Origin of the sequence: Hymenobacter actinosclerus (assembly GCF_900111515.1) — a bacterium.
Lineage (GTDB): Bacteria > Bacteroidota > Bacteroidia > Cytophagales > Hymenobacteraceae > Hymenobacter > Hymenobacter actinosclerus.
Map to the genome: position 1 here is coordinate 193253 of NZ_FOHS01000005.1, position 19713 is coordinate 212965.

At 51.1% G+C, this 19713-nt stretch carries 16 protein-coding genes; 4 read left to right on the top strand and 12 right to left on the bottom strand.

Features of this window, described 5'->3' with window-relative positions; all coding sequences use genetic code 11:
• Nucleotides 1-87: 87 nt before the first annotated feature.
• On the bottom strand, nucleotides 88-3333 hold the full coding sequence (locus BMY67_RS16855; protein WP_092773837.1) for an AsmA-like C-terminal region-containing protein: 3246 nt from the start codon (nucleotides 3331-3333) through the stop codon (nucleotides 88-90).
• 77 nt (nucleotides 3334-3410) lie between these two features.
• Nucleotides 3411-3887, bottom strand: a complete 477-nt coding sequence (locus BMY67_RS16860) for a nucleoside deaminase (RefSeq protein WP_092773839.1) — start codon at nucleotides 3885-3887, stop codon at nucleotides 3411-3413.
• A gap of 292 nt (nucleotides 3888-4179) precedes the next feature.
• Between BMY67_RS16860 and BMY67_RS16865 the strand changes: the two genes are divergently transcribed.
• Together BMY67_RS16865 and BMY67_RS19125 are read left to right on the top strand one after the other, a co-directional pair.
• A complete protein-coding gene (locus BMY67_RS16865) occupies nucleotides 4180-4404 on the top strand; it encodes a CHRD domain-containing protein (protein ID WP_177189899.1) in 225 nt (74 codons plus the stop codon).
• Nucleotides 4405-5291: 887 nt separating this feature from the next.
• Nucleotides 5292-5585, top strand: a complete 294-nt coding sequence (locus BMY67_RS19125) for a hypothetical protein (RefSeq protein WP_143069888.1) — start codon at nucleotides 5292-5294, stop codon at nucleotides 5583-5585.
• A gap of 72 nt (nucleotides 5586-5657) precedes the next feature.
• Here BMY67_RS19125 and BMY67_RS16870 read toward each other — a convergent pair whose 3' ends face one another.
• The 4 genes from BMY67_RS16870 to BMY67_RS19130 all read right to left on the bottom strand — a co-directional run bounded on the left by BMY67_RS16870 (nucleotide 5658) and on the right by BMY67_RS19130 (nucleotide 7231).
• Nucleotides 5658-5969: a hypothetical protein gene (locus BMY67_RS16870; RefSeq protein WP_092773843.1), complete on the bottom strand. Its 312-nt coding sequence runs from the start codon at nucleotides 5967-5969 to the stop codon at nucleotides 5658-5660.
• Nucleotides 5970-6003: 34 nt separating this feature from the next.
• Nucleotides 6004-6252, bottom strand: coding sequence for a hypothetical protein (locus tag BMY67_RS16875; protein ID WP_177189900.1), 249 nt, complete (start codon nucleotides 6250-6252; stop codon nucleotides 6004-6006).
• Between the two features lie 47 nt (nucleotides 6253-6299).
• Nucleotides 6300-6689 (bottom strand): hypothetical protein, encoded by a 390-nt coding sequence (locus BMY67_RS16880; RefSeq protein WP_092773847.1) that lies wholly within the window; start codon nucleotides 6687-6689, stop codon nucleotides 6300-6302.
• Nucleotides 6690-6760: 71 nt separating this feature from the next.
• Nucleotides 6761-7231 carry a hypothetical protein gene (locus tag BMY67_RS19130; protein WP_143069889.1) on the bottom strand — a complete coding sequence of 157 codons (471 nt, stop codon included), beginning with the start codon at nucleotides 7229-7231 and terminating at the stop codon, nucleotides 6761-6763.
• A gap of 1658 nt (nucleotides 7232-8889) precedes the next feature.
• On the opposite strand from BMY67_RS19130, the gene BMY67_RS19135 reads away from it, so the two are divergent.
• Together BMY67_RS19135 and BMY67_RS19140 are read left to right on the top strand one after the other, a co-directional pair.
• On the top strand, nucleotides 8890-10503 hold the full coding sequence (locus BMY67_RS19135) for a competence protein CoiA family protein (RefSeq protein ID WP_143069890.1): 1614 nt from the start codon (nucleotides 8890-8892) through the stop codon (nucleotides 10501-10503).
• Nucleotides 10504-10911: 408 nt separating this feature from the next.
• Nucleotides 10912-11775, top strand: coding sequence for a hypothetical protein (locus BMY67_RS19140; RefSeq protein WP_143069891.1), 864 nt, complete (start codon nucleotides 10912-10914; stop codon nucleotides 11773-11775).
• Nucleotides 11776-12011: 236 nt separating this feature from the next.
• Here the strand turns inward: BMY67_RS19140 and BMY67_RS16895 are convergent, their stop codons facing one another.
• From BMY67_RS16895 to BMY67_RS19670, 6 genes are all read right to left on the bottom strand, one after another.
• Nucleotides 12012-12281 carry a hypothetical protein gene (locus BMY67_RS16895; RefSeq protein ID WP_092773853.1) on the bottom strand — a complete coding sequence of 90 codons (270 nt, stop codon included), beginning with the start codon at nucleotides 12279-12281 and terminating at the stop codon, nucleotides 12012-12014.
• A 20-nt stretch (nucleotides 12282-12301) separates the two neighbouring features.
• Nucleotides 12302-14893, bottom strand: coding sequence for a UvrD-helicase domain-containing protein (locus BMY67_RS16900; RefSeq protein WP_092773855.1), 2592 nt, complete (start codon nucleotides 14891-14893; stop codon nucleotides 12302-12304).
• Between the two features lie 487 nt (nucleotides 14894-15380).
• On the bottom strand, nucleotides 15381-15614 hold the full coding sequence (locus tag BMY67_RS19145; RefSeq protein WP_143069892.1) for a hypothetical protein: 234 nt from the start codon (nucleotides 15612-15614) through the stop codon (nucleotides 15381-15383).
• Between the two features lie 90 nt (nucleotides 15615-15704).
• Nucleotides 15705-16475, bottom strand: a complete 771-nt coding sequence (locus BMY67_RS19150) for a Cthe_2314 family HEPN domain-containing protein (RefSeq protein ID WP_143069893.1) — start codon at nucleotides 16473-16475, stop codon at nucleotides 15705-15707.
• Nucleotides 16476-16561: 86 nt separating this feature from the next.
• The gene (locus BMY67_RS16905; protein ID WP_092773857.1) at nucleotides 16562-17854 is read right to left on the bottom strand and encodes an McrC family protein; all 1293 of its coding nucleotides are present in this window, start codon (nucleotides 17852-17854) and stop codon (nucleotides 16562-16564) included.
• Nucleotides 17855-17866: 12 nt separating this feature from the next.
• Nucleotides 17867-19711 carry an McrB family protein gene (locus BMY67_RS19670; RefSeq protein ID WP_177189901.1) on the bottom strand — a complete coding sequence of 615 codons (1845 nt, stop codon included), beginning with the start codon at nucleotides 19709-19711 and terminating at the stop codon, nucleotides 17867-17869.
• Between the last annotated feature and the right edge of the window lie 2 nt (nucleotides 19712-19713).

Genomic DNA, 19713 nt, shown 5'->3' on the forward strand with positions numbered 1-19713 from the left:
ATTCAGAGCGCAGCGAAGAAGCTCGCGTGAACTCATTGCGAGATTCTTCGCTGCGCTCTGAATGACGCTCCACCTCTCACTTCCACCTCAATCCGCAAAGAAGCGGAGCAGGCGCTGGTATTTGTCCTGGACTTCGGCCTGCTGCTGGCGCTGCTGCTGCTTTTTGAAGAGGAGCACCTTGTAGCGGCTGCCGGGCTGGCGGTGCAGTTGCAGGTAGATGAGGCCCCGGCTGCGCCGCTCGGTGGCCTCGCCGCTCCGGATTCGCTCGATGCGCTTGCGGTTGTTGCCGAACAGGGTTTGCAGCGGACTCAGGCCCACGTACAGGTCGGCGCGACCGTCGAGGCCGTACTCGCCCGTTACCTGCATATCGGTCAGGTTGCTGCTCAGGTTGAGGCCCGGAATCAGCAGCTGGCCCTTATCGAGCAGGAAATCGGCCTGCACCGGCTCGAAGTAGAGGTGGCCGGTGCGGCGCGGGCTCAGCATGCGCAGTGCCTGCATCAGCGCATCCACTTCCAGCAGCTCCAGGTTGAGAATATCGGTCTGCACCAGGGCGCGGGTGCTGGCCAAGCGGGGCAGGAAGGTCTGGTCGAGGTCGGTGCGGATGGTGGCGTCGGCCTGCATGCGGCCGCGCACGTTATCGGGGCCCAGCACATCGAGGCCCAGCGGGGTGGCCAGGGCAAACAGCTGGGGCAGCTCCACGTTGCGCAGCTGCATGTGCGCCCGCAGGGGGTGGTGGCTGGCCCCCGAGTCGGTTCGCAGCACCCCGCGCAAAACCAGCTCGCCCCCGAAGGCCTGCACCGAGCAGGTTTCGAGCCGCGCCAGGCCGGCTTCGAGGGTGCTGCGCAGCGTAAAGTCGGTTCCCTGCAGCACGCCGTAGTGCATGCGCTCGGCCGTTACGTTCACCTGGCCCGTAATGGTGCCATCCAGAAACGGCGACGCCGGGCGGGCCGGGCGGCCGGGCCGCGGGCCGCGAGGCAGCCGCCCCGGCCGCCGGCCGGTATCGGGCAACCGGGCCTGGGCGCGGTCGGGCGGCGGCGGCACCGAGCCCAGATCGGCGAGCAGCTGCAGAAACCGCTGCACGTCGAGCGTTTCGTAGTGCAGGTCGACGGTGGCGCGGGCGCGGGCCAGGTGGATGCCCGCCAGCGCCGCCTGGGCCCGGATGCGGCCCCGCCCGCCGGTGCTGGTGCGGAAGGTGAGGTCGGGAATCTGAAAATCAGGACCCGTTTTGTCGACATGGAACCGGAGCTGCTGCAGGCTGCTGCCGGCACTAAGCTGCAGCTCGCCGATAGCCACATCGATGCGGCCGCTGGTGGCCAGCAGAATCTCGCGCAGTGTAGGGTCGGTGTTGCCCTGGCCCGGTGGGCGGCGCGGCGGGCGCGAAATGCGGGCCAGCAGCCGCCCGTAGTTCAGGCTGGGCAGCTGCACCGTCAGGCCCACCTGCACCGGCTCGGGCCCCGACGGGTCGGTCGACCAGCTGGCCTGCCCGCCCAGCTGCCCGTCCCACACCCGCACCCGCAGCTCGCGCAACGCAATGCGGTGGCCGTCGTGGTGCACAGTGGCGGCCAGCTCGCGCAGCGTATCGCCGGCCAGCACCAGCCGGGCGCAGCGCAGGCGCACACCATCCAGCCGCAGGCCGTCGGGCAGAATGGTGAGCATATCGGCGGCCTGGGCGGGGTCGGCGGTGGCCGGCCGGGGCGAGCCGGCGCGGTGGTGTGGGGCGGCCAGCAGCCGCCGCAGCTCGGGCAGGCGTAGCTCATCCACGCTCAGCGTGCCGCTGATGTGGGTAGTGGGGTGCTGCCCGCTCACGTAGGCCAGCAGGTTGGTGATGGTGGCGTTGGCCTGCAGGTGCATGCCGTTGAGCTGGCCGGTGAGGTTTTCCAGCTGCCAGACGCTGTCGTTCAGCCGGACCCGCACGTTGAGCGCGCGCATCTGGGCCTGCCGGTTGGGTATATCAAAAAACGCGTTTTCCAGGCTAACGGTGCCTTTTACTGACACGGGCAGGCGCAGCGGCCGGCGGCCCGGCCCGGGTTGCCGGGGCCGGAAGTTGGGCAGCCAGCCATCCAGCTCCAAATCGAGGGCGGTCTCGCCGCTGCGGGCGCGCCACAGGTCGGGCACCACCACCGAAGCCAGCGTCTGCAGCTCGGTGCGGCCCCGCACCCGGCCCTGCACCCGGGGTTTGGTGAAGTCGCGCACCGTAAGTTGGGCGTCGAGCTGGCCGGCCGTCGAGTAGATGCGGCACTGCTCGAAGGTGAGGTAGGTGGTGCGGGCGTTGTGGCCCGGCCCGTTGTCGAACACGCCGCGGGCATCCCAGCGGCGGATGCGGCGGTCGGGGTCGGGCCACTGCACCTGGGCGTTGCGCAGCTCGAAGCGCAGCACGGTGCGCGGCCGCACCGTGGGCCCGCTCAGCCCCCGGATGGTGTAGGCGATGCGGGCGTGGCTGGGGCTGGTGGTGCCTTCCAGAAACCGCTCCAGGTTGTTGGGCAGCGCCACCCGTAGCACCTTCAGCAGCGGCTGGTAGCCCCTGAAGTGCAGGTTCAGGCGGGCGCCGCGGGGCTCGCCCGGTCCGGCGCCGCGGTGCGTGCCGCTGATGTGCACAGTGTCGCCGCTGAGCGTGGCCCGGGTGCGCCGGAAGGTGCCCTCGCGCCGGCTGAAATTGTAGCCGTAGCGTACCTGGGCCACCACATCTTCGTGCGAGAAAATAAGGCTGCGGCTGCTGCGCAGGTAGTTGAGCCGGCCCACCAGCCGGCCCCGCACCCGGGCCACGCCCCCGCGGGTGCGCACCGCCAGCCGCCCGTGCGCCACCCGCGCCCCAAAGCCGCTGTTGTGCAGCTCGTTGCGGTCCGAAACGCGCAGGTTCACGATAATCAGCGAATCGAGGTCGAAATCGGGGGGCAGCTGGGGTTGGGCGCGGTGCGGCCCACGGCCCCGCAGGCCCCAGTCGTGGCCGGCCGAGTCGGTGAGCTGTCGGAACTCGGCGTTGTGCAGCGTCAGGCGCTGCACAACGAAGCGGCCGTGCCAGAGCGGGCGCAGGGCCAGGCGCATATCGGCCCGGCCCACGCGCAGCACCTTCACGGCCCGCCGCGCCGATGTATCGGTGAGCGACAGGTGGTGCAGCGAGGCGGTCAGGTAAGGAAAATCGCGCAGCAGCGAGTACTCGAGCTGCAACGGCGCCAGCACCAGGTCGGAGTGGGCGGCCAGCCGCTGGCGTACCAGCTTGGTTGCCCGCTGGTGGCCCCACTCCGACTGCAGCGCCCACAGCCCGGCCCCCGCCAGCAGCAGCACGACCAGCACCAGGCCGGCCAGAATCCGCAGTAGCAGGGGGAGAAACCTCATTTTTGAGCTGTTAGCTGGTCGCTTTTTTTCGGTGAACGGAAGCTAACAGCGAACGGCCAGTAGCTAAAAGCTTGTGCTCAATAATCGGTGCGGGCCTCGTGCTGCTCCCAAGCCTGGAAACCGGCCAGCGCCTCATCGCGCAGCAGCGGCTGCAGGGGCAGGCGGCGCTGGTCCAGGGGCTTTTCCAGCTCTTCGTAAATGAACTGGTCGTCGAAGCCGATGGCGGCGGCGTCCTCCTTGGTATTACCATAAAACACGCGGCGCGGGCGGGCCCAGTAAATGGCGCCCAGGCACATGGGGCAGGGCTCGCAGCTGGTGTACAGGTCGCAGTCGGTGAGCTGGAAAGTGCCCAGCACGGCGCAGGCCTTGCGGATGGCGTCTACTTCGGCGTGGCAGGTGGGGTCGTGGGTGCTGGTTACCTGGTTGAAGCCGCGGGCAATGATTTCGCCGTTGCGCACCACTACGGCGCCGAAAGGCCCGCCGTGGCCGGCCTGCATTTTCTCAATAGAAAGGCGAATGGCTTCGCGCATGAACTCGGGGTTGGGGGCTTCCATGGGGGGGGCAGCAGCGGCAGAAAAGGTGAAAAGTTATGGCCTCCATAGTGGGGGCAATGCCTGAATAAAGCGCAAAATACGACTTCGGCCCGTTTTCGGCGCGGCTACCCCGCCAGTGCGACGCCTGGCGGAGTAGCCGCGCTGCGGGTGCCCGCGTATAGCTTAAAAAGGTTCACTTTCAATGCTTTATCCATGTTGAGGGCCTTTGCTTTATGCTGCGTTTGGCCTGTTACTGAGCATGCTGTAACCCGGTACCGCCCGGGCCCAGAAGGGCAATCTGCGGGCAAACCTGTTGTTCGGGGCTCAGCTAACCGGCGCCCAGCAAGTGCCCGCCGTGGCCACTGAGGCCCGGGGCACCGCCAGCTTCACGCTCAATGCCGGCAAAGACACGCTCTTTACCAGCGGCTCGTTTACCGGCCTGAGCGGCCCCATCACCATGGCCCTCGTGCACAACGGCTTTGCCGGCGTGGCCGGCCCGGTCGTTACCAACCTGCTCCCGCTACCCGCACCGAAGTGAAAGTGCCGGGCGCCGCAGGCGTGTGCCTGCTGATGCTGGAGCTGAACGATTCGCGCATTGTCAGCCGCGTTACCAAGCAGTAATCTGTAAATGAGCGGCTGCAGGGCAGGGTAAGCCGGCTGCTAAAAAATTAGCTGCCCGGTCTGCAACCTTTCGGCCCGCTTGTTGCCTCTTCTTACCAGAAGACCCTAAACAGCTGTTTCAGCAAAATCTGTCGTCTTCGAAAAGGCTTTGGCCTGATAGTTGACAGAAGAGATTTGAAAGAATAGTTTATTAGGTGTTTTGGTTGTGGAAAAGGGCTCCGGTACTACCGGAGCTTTTTTTATGCCCTGTAAATATTTGAAAAACAATTAATTAAGTTTTAAAGCTGCGCTGAGTAGCTGCGGTTACGGGTGCAGGTGTGCAATATAACTGGAGGTTTTGCTGCACACTTTTCGGATTTCACTGCACACACCAGCGTTCCACTGCACACCTCTGCTGCACACTGCAGAATAGCATTAAGGAAAGATATAAAACCTAAAGCCTCGAAGCAGTATGTGCCCCGATTAGTATGATAAATACCATATATAGTTTCTCATCCATAGAAATGGGCAGCATGTGGGCTTACTTGGTATATCAGACCAAAACAGACCATTTAGGAGGTTTTTGCTGCGACAAGGCATTCCAGCCGCATAGATTTCCGTAGATTCATTCTTGCCCCCGCGAAGACTAGGAGCTGATTCTATTTTTCTCCGATTTGCGGGCACATGGGGGTGCAGATAGGGTAAAGACCTTAGCGGGTCGCCGTTCGTTGATTCTGGAAGGGGTATTTCGAAAGCTTCTGGAAGTTTATAACTTGCTGGACAAACACGACTACTTAGTTTATCAATGCTTAAAACGTTTCAATCATGTCAGAACCTTTATTTCGCGTTCAAGTTGGTCACGATACGGTCAGTATCTTCCCTTTGTCTACGATTAAGACCTATAATTTCAACGAACGCGCAGATGCCAAACAACGACATCTTTTTGCGTTTGAGGTAACCACGAAGGGAAGACCCGAAAAACCGTTCGTTTACTTCTTCCGCAGTCCCAATGAAACGAAAATTGCTTACGAACGACTAAAGCAGGGACTGGAAGAAAGTGGGGATGTCGGTATCCGTGTTGACCCTGCTGACAATCTCCACCTATTACCTCCGTCGTAGCGTTAAACTAGAAAGGGACGCCCAATGAAGGCGTCCCTTTACTTTTGTTAGCCGAACTCCATATTCGATACTTTATTCGCCGAGCAGGGCTAATAATTTTCGTAGGCGGCTGTTCTTGTGCAGAAATTCGATTATGTCCTCGAACCGGTAGGTTTCCTTGTAGTTGCATCTAGTCGCGTCGATGATAAATTCTTCTTCACCGCGCACTTCATCAAGTATGAGCTTCAAAAATTTACTGTCGAGGCAAAGATTACCATTCGCGCACGGGGTGTAGCGGTCGGCATAATGGCTAATTACGAACTCGTTGGTCTGGTTGCTGAGCGCGGCTACGTAGCGTTGAATGCCTTCTTCGGGGATGTGGTAAAACTCATTGGTTGGGTCCATGTAATATATCTCGATTCGAACCTGTGTTTATAAATTATACAATCAGTAGATTCAATTTCACGAAGCGTTCTTCGGCGACAAGCTGACTTAGCGTGTCCAGTGCATCGGTTCTACTCAAAGTTTGCAAGCTGAAACGGCATGGCGCCAACAACTTAGCAACTGATAAGGCGACTTCCATCTTATAGAGCACGTCGCCCAGCGAACTACCTTTGAGGTAAATCGGCGTGAAGTCAGTCAAGTCCGTTACGCATACCCAGAATTCCGCAAAATCGATGGGTTCCAAAAATTCGTACAGCTTAGTCGCAGATGTGAAGCGGGGTGGAGTCATCATTACGAAACCAGCAAGCTGAACTTGTGGCGGAGTTGGTTTGCTTCGGTTAGTAGGATGCTCAGCAACTCGGCTAGGGTGATTTTTCGGCTCGCTGACTTATACGTTACCCCCTTGGTCCAAATGCCGGGTTGGATGTCGAACATCTTTGCCAGTTTTCCCCCAAGCATCTGACCGCCATTACCATCGAGGCGTAACGACAGGGGGGTAATGGTATTAAACAGAATTACCGTGTAGGATAAAATAAACACCTTGGTTCCATTACCCAGTTTTTCATTATATCGCTCCATTAATTCGAATTGGATATTTTTATCTATTTTGCAAAATACAATATCATTAATTAACGTAGAAGCTGCTTTTGAAGTCAAGTAGTTTTTCTTCGTGTGTCTCATGTGAAAAAAAATACGGTAGAGTTACTGTGCGGAGTAAAGATGCACTCTTGGGTAATATTTTATGTGCCGATTTAATGACCAGACCAGAATTCTTCGGCGGCTTGCCAAATTACCCGTAACCAATCTTTTTCGTTGCCTTGTGCCAGAATATTAACCGGATTTTTGGAGTCTGACGTAACTGTAAATAAGTTGTAAATACGATTTCGGGTTGGGTAATTATAGCTACCAATATTTTCGCAGTCCAAATATAGGCGGTTTGCAATATATACGTCTTCAACGTTATTTTTTTTAAAATTGCCGATTATGCTATAACCATTATTTTGTGACTTGTCTAATCGAATCACATTTTTTGTCCAGCCGCCCCCGGCTCGGTTCGGGTTTTTGTCGAAATATTTCTCAGTATTAAGAAATATTTTAGCTGGAGCATCTTCTGCTCTGCTAGCTAGTTCAGTATTTATTATTTCTCTTAGGTTCTGTAATTCAGGAACGCCTAGCAACTTAATTTGGCTAATTATAGCCTCCGGTTTTAGTGTCATTTCCATTTTTATTTTAGTTGGTTGGTAGAGGGGGATACCCTATCGCCGCCAATTGCGCATGGTGTAGGTTGATGAACGGCTGCGTGAGAAATAAGCGCCATTTTGAAGCTGCATAGCAGAGCCCGGCTGCTTTTTTCAAGCGGCTTTTGGCAAGACCTTAAATGTGGTTGAGCGCGCACGAAGCTGAGGGCGCTACTCAGCAGCAGTAGTGCTGAAAGGCTATCCTAGCCCAGATTAATTCTGCCAGCAGTAAACGTTGCGTGGAATGTACGGACCGCCCGTATATCATCATGCCTGTTCTTCATATATGCCCTGCAAAAGGCAAGGAAGACGTTGGACTGAAGTAAAATATACTGGAAGGTGGGCAGTTTGCCCACATTGCCCGGAGATAGGCTTCCTTATATGCTTACAGGATGGATTGTCCAGACGTACTTTCAGCTCAACTTAGTAGTAAGCGATGCTACCGTTGACCTACATGAGAGAAGTCCGGTATCTATTGTTACATCTTTGAATGAGAACGTCCCTTTCTGTTCATCAGCCTTTAGCCAATATTGAATAATGGGATTCACGTTCACGGGAAGCGCGAGGTGATAGTATTGTTTTTGTTTCACTAGGTTGGTGATTGATTCTGATTCAAAATTAGTGTAGCGAGTTGGATAAATCCAAACACAGGCAATGGGTGTTGTGTCCGTTTAAAACGCAAAAAGGCGTATAAAACTGCCTTAGTATTCTTGAAAAGATGTAGAGTAGTATTTTTACATATCAGTTTTAAACGTAATATAGTAGGCTTTTTAATTTAACAGTGCAATTGCTATTTGCTTTGAATAAGGGTATTCATAACGGAAAAAAAGACAAAATTTTATTCAAAATAAAGGATGCTTTAATTGGCATTACTTATCAGCTTTTGGCTTTTACTGCTCAAAAAACCGACATGCTCACCCAGTACAGGCGGCGAGTATGAGTTATAACAGAGCTGAAACACTCTTCGCTGCTGCTGCCCGGCTGGTTCGAGTCCATCGAGGGCTGGGCAACCCCAGCGGCGCCACTGCCGACGTGAGCAAACCCTCCGATTACCTGCTGGCAAAGCCCCTGTACACCCTCAGCTGTATCACCAACTCGCTCTCTTGGCATTTGAGTAGCGCGTAGTTAAGTGACGCGCCCCGGCAGGACAACTTCGCCGCCCGTAACGCTCTACCCGCTGGTTGGCACAAAGCGAACAGCACCAGCTACATCGGAACGGCTGCCGCTCCGTCAGAGCAGATAAAGCCACTTCTGCTTTGAACTCAGCGGTGAAGCGGCGACTGGTGCGTTTTGGGTTCACGGCGTTGACGGTAGCCCACTGAATCTGTCCAAATTTTGAGGAGTACTATAGCTATCAATTAGACTTCTGAGGGAGTCATTCGAAAAACAGCGAATCTATTGGGACCACGTATTCGAAGCGGTCTACTAAAAACAATAGTATATTAGACTTTATGAATACAATCTTTCTTGATAGTTAGACGGCACTTCGTTGTCATTTGAGCAGATTATTAGGCTGAACCATGATTTGCCTGCACTAATAATTGATAATTTTATTAGTTTTATAGTGAAGGCACTTTGAAAGGACTAAGTACCATCTACTTTTATGAGCCCTCATTCAGTACACAGCCTTAAATGCGTTACCGATGGATAGTTACTCGCATGAGAATAATGTGTATGCTTACGACATAAAGCAATGTGTCAAGCATATATCAGAAGTTGCAAGCGGTCGAAAGGGATACTACTGCATGGGGTGTGGGCGGCAAATGCAGGCTAAGAAAGGTTTCCAGAGAAGGAATCACTTCGCCCATGATGCCACAGACGTGGAAAATAGAGGTAAATGCACCTTCTCCGATGAAACCCACCGGCATAAGCTTGCCAAAGAAGCCTTACAGCGTCTAAAGCAGATACGAGTCCCCTCGCTTTACAAGTACTCTCCCTTCGATATGGAAGACGAGCCACGACTCATTCGTAATGCCCATAATATCGAGGCTGCTCGGGTCGAAGCTGAACTTCCTTTCTTCGAAAATGAGGCAGGGGAGGTAAAATGGGGACGGAATCTTGATATGAGTGAGTCTACCGGGCGACACCTGCTCATTCAACCTGATATCGCTTTTTTTAACAAGGAGGGCAAACCCATCCTTTTAATCGAGATTGTTGCTACTCACAAAGTCAACAAGGAAAAACTAATTAAAATATGGCGCCTCGGCATCGATACTATTCAAGTAACGGTGCCTAAAGATTCACCGGAAGAAATAGAGAGTTCCTTCTATCAATCTACGCGTACTAAGTGGCTGTACAACAATGAGCAAGAAAGAACCGATTACCTACAACTTTCCTCGGGAAATGGAGAGGGAGTACCACCTCTTGATGCATTCCAAAGACAGCTTCTTAAGTCAGAAGAATCTGTCGCTTGTCGAGAAGCGCAAATTAATAATCTCTTACGAGCAATTGGAAAGTGTGTGGGTTCGGAGCAATATCGAGCCGCTCAGACAGCGATTATTAATGAAATCAGCCGAGTTGAGGGAAATGCAACGCGTGTTGGAGCAGAAGTGCGAGCAGTTCAAAATAGACATACAGAAACAGCTACGGAACAACTTAGACCAGAGGAAAAGCTTCTTGACAGAGAGACAGAAATCTTTGCTCAATCAGACCAAAGTCTTAGAAGAAAAACTCTTAATCTGGAAGAACGATATATTAGAAAAAGAGGAGAAATTGCAACAGCACAAAGCAACTACCAACCAAGTAGCCAAACAGAGATTGACCGAATTGCAAGAGACTTGGTACAACTGGGAACAGGTGGAGGTACGCTTGAGGAGCGAGAAAGTGAATTTGCAGCAGAAACAGCACGACTGGAACGAGCTTATAAAAATGAGCAAACAGAAATTGAAGATTCTATTAGAAGAGAGAAAGAAACTATCAACAGTTTTACTGCACGAAGAACAGAGCTACCAGAATATTATCGAAAAGTTGAGGTCGGAATTAGACAGGAATTTGAGCTCGAAGAAGGACAGCTCCGAGATAATACTGCAGCAAGTGAAGCAGAAATGCGAGCAGACTTTGAGCGTCTTGGAAGAGAATCAGTTGAAGCTGTTGAGAGAGAAGATGACAAGGGACCATCCAGTATCAATAGACGGATTGGCAAAACTCTTGAAGCAGGCAGACTTCTCGACACTATGGAGGCAGAAGGCAATATTATTCGCCGACTCCGAAAAGCTAAAGCAGCTTTTGATTCGAGAGCTTATAAAAATTGGATTTGAACTGGATGGTTTTTTAGAAAAAATGGAGTTGATGGAGGCGAACGGTGTTCAAATGCCCCAGAGCAATAGAAATTCATCACAGCAGTCGTCTCCGTAAGACAGCTCTTGTTTTATTGTGATGTCAGTAGTAACGCACACCTTAGTAAAGACAGTTTGATTTATGTCATTCATTAGACTAACCGACCAAAACGACCCACTCAGAGAGAGGCTGTTGAATACTGATTCGATATCCTCTATCAGTATCGCTAAGAGTGATACTCGAAATACACATGGGCTTCAAATATTGATGAATAGTGGAGATAAAATACCTATTTACTGTGGTACAGTAGATGAGGCAAAGAGAATACTCTCCGAATTGTCGCAATTAGTCAATGCTGCTAAACTTGTAATTCCTGAACGACCTCAATAATGACTCATAATACTGATTCTACTGATGTTCTTGATGAAAAATTGCGATGCTTTCTCAATGCTCGTAAAGAATTTTATGATTATGTGGGTGTAGGGCGAGTAAATCCGATAAGTGGCGAAAAACCACCGCATCCACTCTACTATTTACACAAAACTAATGTCGAGAAAGTTGATGAATTGTATCCAGAAGTACTTGACCTGCGTGACCGGTCATGGAAGCTCTGGACTAGCGCCTCCTTTACAGAGGTAGCCATTAAAGTTCAAATAGACGATGATAAGTCTTTTGATGATGATAACTCGTTATACTTTAAAGCAGTTAATCATTGGGAGGAATGGAGCTTTGACCCTATCGTACACTATGTAGCAGTTTATACTCCTAGGAAATTGGTGACTGATAAAATACGACCCACTCATTTATCTGATGATGAAAAGAAATATTACACTAATACGTACTATTTCCTGCTGTTTAGCAATGACAAACGCATGTATGATTTGCCGGGTTTCGGTGAGCTTCAGAACGAGGGCATAAGCAGCCATTATCACGAAAAGCAAGTCTTGGAACAGATGTTCGGCACTCAAAAAGTACTTCGGATATCGAACTTCAACGATTTCGTAAATAGCTACCCCAATGAAGGGGTGATTTCAATAGACGACTTCCTACAAGCTTTTCAGGCGGCTATCGAGGATGGTGAAACATACATAACATTCATTCATCCAATTTCGGAAACAAAACGGGTACAATTTGTTCTTGAAGGGCATAGTAGTCAGGCGAACACATACCCAGTTCGAGATATTTTTGATTACCGTTTCATTCACTATTTGCCAATTGTTACCGAAGGGGGTACTTCAACACCTCCTTTTTAGCAAAAAATTTTAATAATAATATTGTATTTAGGTTATAGAAAAGGGCGGAGCCAATGGTCTAGCTTTTTTCATGCCTGATAATCAATTAATTGATAAAGTATAGGGCTTTTGTTCCGCAATGACTCCGTCGCAGACAACGAGGTAGGTTTGCTGGGTTCTGCCAGCAGTAGAAGCCAGCAGTAATTGTCTAGTGGCAAGGTGATTCTCCTTGGAGTCCAGCGCTCCAAAAACAGGTGCTATATCAACCCCAAATCATCAAGATTCACATAGACCGCATAGTCTTCCAAACTATCCCTGTCGTGGCTTAGAAAGGGGCGGGTGCGGTCAACAATGTGGTTTGCGTCACTATTATAGAATAACTCGACAAAGAAGCCGCCACGCATATAATATAGCCCTACTGTATCCTCTTCCTCGTAGCGCGTGGCGATGAATCTGCCTTGGTCCCAGACCGCAACAATCTGCGCTTCGAAATCGAGCGTATTGAACTGGTCGAGAGATAAATCCATAGCTTCAAATGTAAAGTGCGCTATCGTATCCACTCTCTATACTCGCAGCCATAAGCGTAGTTCGAGCAGCCATAAAACGCCCACTGCTTGCCATTGCTCGTTCCGCTGCGCTTCACCATATCAGCACTTATACAAACGGGACATTTTTTGAGTGCTACGTTCTCTATTTTGGCTTCTAATTCGGTGATGAACTTGGACTTGAACGCCGAGTCGGTTACGAGGATGACCTGTTCCTTTGCGCGGGTTAGCGCGACGTAAAACAGCCGGCGCTCTTCGCCATTTTCAAACTGGTCCGCCTCACTCAGCACCAAGCCCAGTACTGGGTCGTCGGACATCTCGGAAGGGAAACCGAGCTTTCCTGAGTTACAGTTGAGCAGGATAACGATGTCCGCTTCGAGCCCCTTCGACTTATGAACTGTAAGAAACTGCAGGTGCAGGGTAGCACGATTGCCTTGTTCGTCTTGGTAGGCATATGAGAGCGCACCAGATGAATCAACGGTAAAAGTCCGGTTAGTATTCTTGATGCGCTTCAGGTCAAAGGAATAGCGACCCAGAAGCAAAAGCTCTTTCTGGTCAATGCCCGGTACGTTGACTATCAACTCATCCAGTATCTGTTGCAACACCCCGGTGTTGTCTTGTTCCTCCGACGGATTGTATACGATTCGGTAATCGGTGCTCTTCCCGGTGCTGCCGCTTTTTAAAGTCTTTTGTACCTGATTGGGATTCTGGGTGATGAATGTGCTAGAATGCTGAATCAACGGCTCGTGAAACCGATACGTAGTTTCGATTTTGGACTTGACGGTATGACCAAAGTAACGTGGGAAGTGTTTGAATAAAGACATGTCACTACCGGCAAAGCGATAAATCGACTGCCAGTCGTCGCCTACACAGAAGAGCTTGCAATGCGGGTTTTGATTCTTGAGTGCCTGTATTAGGCGGTACCGGCTTTGGGAAATATCCTGAAACTCATCGATGATAATGTAGTCGAATGCCTGTCGATACTTACCTGATTTGATGTGCTCGGTAGCCCGGTTAATGAGGTCGCTGAAATCCAGTTCTTGCCGTTTCGCTAGCTCTTGTTGGTAACGCTCGTAGATAGGCGCAACCAGTTCTACAAACCGCAGGTTGCGCTGCTGCTGGGGTTCATCGGAGATGTGGGCGTTTTGCCGCCGGATATCCTCAATGGAGAAGTCATTAGACTTCATTAGAGTAATGAAGGTCTGCAACAGCGAAGTGAAGCTGGTGACTTCGTCCGCTGCCGCGTCCGAAATGATATTCCACATCTCAATTGGTGTTTTGAGATGCAGTACAATGCCCTGTTGGGTCAGGTTGTCGCGCAGATTGACGAACAGCACATTCTCGTCCATTTCATAGCTGTACGACTCTACTAGCGTGGTGCCGTGCGCCTGACTAGTCTGCCGCGCCCATTCCATCTTGCTGCGGTAACGCGCCCCTGCTTCTGCCACCGATTGCCCTTTCTTGGCAAAAAAGTGCGGCACATTGCCCTCGCGGTCTACACCGAAGTGTTCCAAGTAGACGGTCTTATCGTCTTGCTGAATAGTAAAGTCGGGTTTCCACTGAGCATGTTGGGACGAGGCAGTGGCATGCTCGTAGGGGGCTTCGTATTGGTACTCGACTCCGTGGAAAAGCAGGAAGTTGGCGATTCTACATTCCTCTACGCTCTTGACCACCTCCTGTTTGTATGTTACCTTGCCATTAACTGACCGCTCAATGCTTTTATAGGAGCGGAAGTTATTGTCCTTCAGGTGCTGGATATACGCGCCTTGGTCGGGGAAATCTCCCCAAGCCTTTACCGGTTTGAGATACCGAAGGAAGTAGGTGGTGACCTTTTTGGCGTACGCAGGGTCCTTGGCGAGCTGCTGAAAGACAGAGGTGATAAAAGAGCCAAATTGCTGCTCGTCGTAGAGAGAAGGCTGTCTGCCGTCCACAGCGCAGATGATGTCCTTGCCGAACTTGTGGAATGTTTTCGGCTTCATGCCTTCAATGCCGATACGCTCGGCTAGAGTGCTGGCAGACTTATTAGTGAAGGAGATGAGCAGGATGTTGTCCGGAGACGTGCGGTAGCGCTCCAGCACGTATTTCACCTTACCCACAATGGTGGTTGTTTTGCCCGAGCCTGCGCCAGCAACCACCAAGCTGTTGTCTTCGTCGCTGACGATAGCGGTTCGCTGCTGCACATCCAAGCTCCTGCCTTCGATGTGGCTGAACAGGTGGTCAAAACGCTCTAGTTCTGCAGGAATGAAGGCGGTGTTGTACGCCAATCGTAATTCTTCCCCGCGCTGATGATAGTCTAGGAAAGACTGAATGGTAGCTTTCTCCAAAGAGGACAAATCAGTGGCTTGGTACGGAACCCCGTTTATGTCCGCGAAGAGCTGGTCGTATCGCTGCTTCCATGTCCGCAGTGTGTACTGGGCAAAGTAGCCGGCTGCGTCATGGGTTTGGGAGTTGAAGGCGCTTTCCGCTTGCTTGATTTCTTCCAAGCGCATGCGCAGCCTTGTGGTCAATTCGCGACGGCGGTTTGCGACCGTAATTTGACGGTAGAGCAAGTAGCTAAAAAGCAGTAATAAAGCGCCGCAGCCTATATAAAGCATAGCTGAGTCTAACCCTTAACGGATGAATGGGTGGGGGCAAAACAAGCGGGCAAGGGTAGACGCTGCCGAGGTATAATGTTCGGCTTCAATCTCACAATGTCTAGTTATTAGCGAGCATCTTGCAGGGTGTGAGCAGCTCTGCGGGGGGAACTTCTGCGTACATGAGGGTTGTAAACCCGTCGCCAGAAGTATGCAATTCTTTCTTCATGTTGAATGGACTTAAGTAGATACCTGCTTCCTCAGCAACTCGCGCCTCTGTGGGCTTGCAACACGTAATCGAACTCCTGACCCCTGCTCAAGGATGCAGCAGGGGTGGGGCAAAAAAGGGAGTGCCTGTGTAAGTGGTTGGATACTTAAGTGCAGATACACTGCAAGCCTGCGCTGCATTGATGTATCTTTATTTCAGCGTATCTGTTAAAAAACACTTGCCATCGTCGTACCGGCGAGCATATTATAATTTATCTCAATAGCATGTAGCAACGAGTAATTATTCTAAAAGTTTGTTTATTTTAAAATATTTCAATGCTTTCAGAATAGCATCTAAATCATGCTTTTTTGAAGGAGCATACCCTGCTCCTTGGATATATGATACCTCTGATTTTAAAATGCGAATTTCGGATTCAATAGCTATAACATTGTTGTCATATATGGCAGCAGAGCCACATCCATCAGAATTTATGCAGTATATTATAATGTTATTTTTGCCAGCATATCTCTTCATAGTAGACAATGAAGGATAATATGAAAATCCGTTAGAATCAGCGCTCATTGCTAGGTTTATTGAAAACAATAAATGTGTGAATAATGAGAGTTATGATGAATGATATGGTTGTACTGGAATATTTGGGTCATCGGGTAGTGTGTCAAGTAATAGTAGAGCAAGTTCAAATCCTTTAAAACATAATTCTAGATGATGCTTAAATTTTTCAGGAAATGCATGTTTATCTGCATTTAGTCTACTTTTTTCTGATAAATTTTGGTGTTGTTCAATAGCACCCCAATAGAATTGAGACTCTAATTGATAGTGATGAACTGTGTTATTTCTTTCATCAATGAACCCTTTAAGCTCGTTATCATATAAGCTTTCTAAATCGATAAAATATTGATTGAGTTTATCTTTTGGTTTTATGTTATTTAAGACACGACCTAAATAAACATTCCCTACTGGTAAACCAGTTTCAAAATAGAGGTGTAGCATATCCCCGATTCTATCCCAGAAATTATAAATGGATTGAAGCCCAAAATTTGCGTACATCAAATAGCGTCTATCTGCTAAATTCTGATTATACCTACCGTTGGTTTCGTCGGTGTCAATAATATAAGGTCTCAGATAGAATAGTACCCCGGTGATATATTTGATATCTCTTGTGATGCAATTCATTTCATCCTGTAGCTTAAATAGCGAGTAAGGCAGAGGATGAATGGGTGTCTTTTTCCTAAGTACATCGTGGAGTAAACTATCTAAGTCACCATGACCTCGCTTCACTTGCGAAAGATTCTGTAAGCCTTGTGGGTCATACTGAGCAAATATTTGCTCGTTAAATTCTTCAAAATGGTAAAGCGAGTTCTGAAAAGGGTCCATGTTGTGAGTAAGAATATATGTAAGAGAAGCCAAGTTACCATGGTGTAAGTCGAAAGACTTTTAGAGGGTAGGCATTGTCCATACTCTTAAAAAGCCTCTAACAGAGAAGTGCGCAAGTAACCTTCATTATCGAGGTCATCGGTGCCAGCTGGCAATTGCCCGCTCCCTACCTGCACGAACATTGTACTGCATTGTACCAACTCTTCCTCCACGCACGTCGGTAGGTGGTCTGGATGCTTAAATGTGCCTTGGACTGCTTGTTCGCTTGCCGAGTAAGGGTAGAGCAGCGCCGTGAGCTTTGCGTTGTAGTGGTGAGCGTAAGCGTAAAGCTGGCGCAAGTCGGCTTCGGCGGGACGCCCTTGTGGGCGCTTCCACTTGGCATCAAGAACGATATTGCCTTTACCGGGTATAGTGACCAGTATGTCTGGCTGCATTTGGCTGGTTGAGCCAGTCGTAGCTTCCCAGAAAACCTTATAGCTGGGTTTTTGCACTTTCCAACCCAACGGTTCACCAATACGCTGTAACGTGCGCAGTAGATACCGTTCCCAGAGCTGGTTCATATTGAACAGCAGTGCTACCAAATCGTTGGTACCGCCGTTTAAGTCTGGGCGGTGATTTAGCAGCAGCAACCGGGCGATGACCAGCGCGGGGCGGTAGGCTTCGGTTTTGCGGTCAAACACGAGCCGGGCAAAGGTTGCCGCCGTAACCTTGATGGTGGGCGTATCCGACCATTGCAACAGCGCCCGCGCTGTACGCCCCCGCAGGGTGGAGGAGCTCGTCAGCCGGGGCAGAAAGAGCAGGGCTTGACGGATGAGCTGATTATGCAGGTGCTGGTGGTCGTAGGTCTGGTGACGGGTGTAAAACCGCTCTTGATGCACCAAGTTTCGGGCAATGTGCGCACCGAATTGAATAGCCCCACGCAAAGCCATTTGCTGCCCTTCGGTGTGGCGGTAGCGCTTCACCAGTCCCCGGTGCAATAAGGCTTCCACCTCATTGAGGAACAGGTCGAGGTAGATATCGAGCAGACTGTTCTCCTTCTCACGTAGCATGGCATTGCTGAGCGAGTCCATCCGTAGTGTGCCTGATTCGCGCAGCATCCGCAGCAAAATGTCGCGCCATTTCTGCAAAGGCGCATCCGAGTTTTCATCCAAGTCGTCCACCTTGGGCAGAATCTCGATGGTCAGGTCACCGGCTTGGATGACGCCCACGTAACTGCGGAAACGCACTCCGTCATGGCGCATGTCGTAGTAGCGGTGCGCAGCATGCTCGTCGTGGTAGCGGAAGAGTTGTTTCCAATGCCGCTTTTCGAATGTCACTCCCTGTTGCTCCGCGCCGATGCGAAGGGTGCTGTGCTCCAACACCTGCATAATCTTGGGCATAGCTAAGGAGGACTACGCGTAGATGTCTTGGAACGCCTTGGCTTCTAGCTTCAGCACGTCGGTGAGCTTGTATACGGACTTCTCATTTAGCTCCCCCGTGTTGTACTTATCGAATGACATCAGCTTGTAGCCCGTCGCGTTCTGCTTCTTACTCACTGAGTAGATGAATGCATTACCGATTACTAAGCCAATCTTACCCCAGTCGCCAAAGAAGTACTCTTGAAGCAAAGGCAAAATGTTGCGCCGGAATGCTTCCCGCAACCCGTCGAGCGTGGTCACGCGCATGAGCAGGGCATGACCGATGCAGTGGTCGTGGTCGAGCAGTTGCTCTAACCGTGCATTGATGGCGGTGAGCATTTCTTGCAAGTTCACGCCCTCTATGTCGGCAGGCAGCAACTTGGGGTTAGGCAGCATTTCCGTAAAGCTGAATCTTCGGCGTAAGGCGGTATCTAGCGCTTCTACACTACGGTCGGCGGTGTTCATCGTTCCCAGAACGTACAAGTTGTCGGGGACGGTGAATGGTTTCTTCGAGTAGGGTAACTGTACTGTTACTGCTTCGGCGCGTCCAGCTCGTTTATCGTCTTCGAGAAGTGTGATGAGTTCGCCAAATATGTTCGCAACATTTCCCCGGTTGATTTCATCGATAATAAGCACGAAAGGTGTGGGCGTAGCGTCCACCAGCTTCATGCGCTCCTGCTCACGCGCCTGCGCTAACCATTGGGCTTCGTACTTCTTTAATTCATTGAAGACGACCCACATCAACGTTGCGTTGGAGCCGCCTACGACACCGGTAATGTCCTGCTTTAACTTCTTGATTTGGTCAATGGACTCGTACTGCTTGTACAGCTTTTCCACCCACATTTTATCGATATGGTGGTCTTGCTGACCGCTGTTGCCATGTAGAAACGTCAGGCGTCCCGGCTTATCCTCCGGAATGTCGGTGAGTATCATTGGCTCACCGGTTTTGGACGAGAACGTGAGTGGTCCACGGGTTTCACTCATGCGGTGCCGTAATTGCTCCACGAACTCATCATACAGCTCACCGAATGCCGGAATCGGTGGAGCAACCGTAGTGTTGGCGGCAGTGGCAGCATTTTCACAGATGCGGCGGAATATGCCCGGTTGCACATCGTACTGCACCGCCGCCGTTACGGAGGAAACATCTGATTCGGCAACTGGAGTAGGAGGGAGCGGCTTTATTCCTTCTACAAAATCCTCATAGGTAAATGCTTGGTGGAAAGTAACGAAAGCAATACGCCCTGCCGCCCGGTAATCCTCAAACTTTTGGCGCAATTCAGCGCGGCTTTCCGGTGGATACTGTATTGCTAGTTCATCATCACTTACTCCTTCCAACAGGGCTACAGCGCGAGCAGTGGTGTGATAGGTTTTGCCTGTACCGGGCGGACCATAGAGAATTTGATTTCGGGGAAAAGATAAGGGTGCTGTATCCTTTTTACGCGGTGGCAATGTGCCGTTAAGCAGTCGCGCTAAGTGCGTAGGCTCAGTGACTCTGGCAATGGTATCCCAATAGGGTCCTCCAATACCGGGTAGTTCTTCATCGGTGAGCTTGTAAGGGACGAAACTAGAGTCCCATGTTACCGACAAATGGGTGCCATCTTTAGGGTTGGCAGTGACTTCACCACGTGCCCTTATGTCCAGCACTTGCTTTTTCAATCCTTGATGATAATAAAAGGCTTTTGCGAACACCGTGGCACCCACGGGGATTTCTTCAACTAGACTGGCGAACTTATCTTCATGTCCGTTCTCCCAAATTTCATTTTCAATGAAGCGTGGAAGTTGGTTTTTAGGTGATGCATCGTCCCAAGTGGCTCCAAGTAGATAACAGGTAACAGGCATAT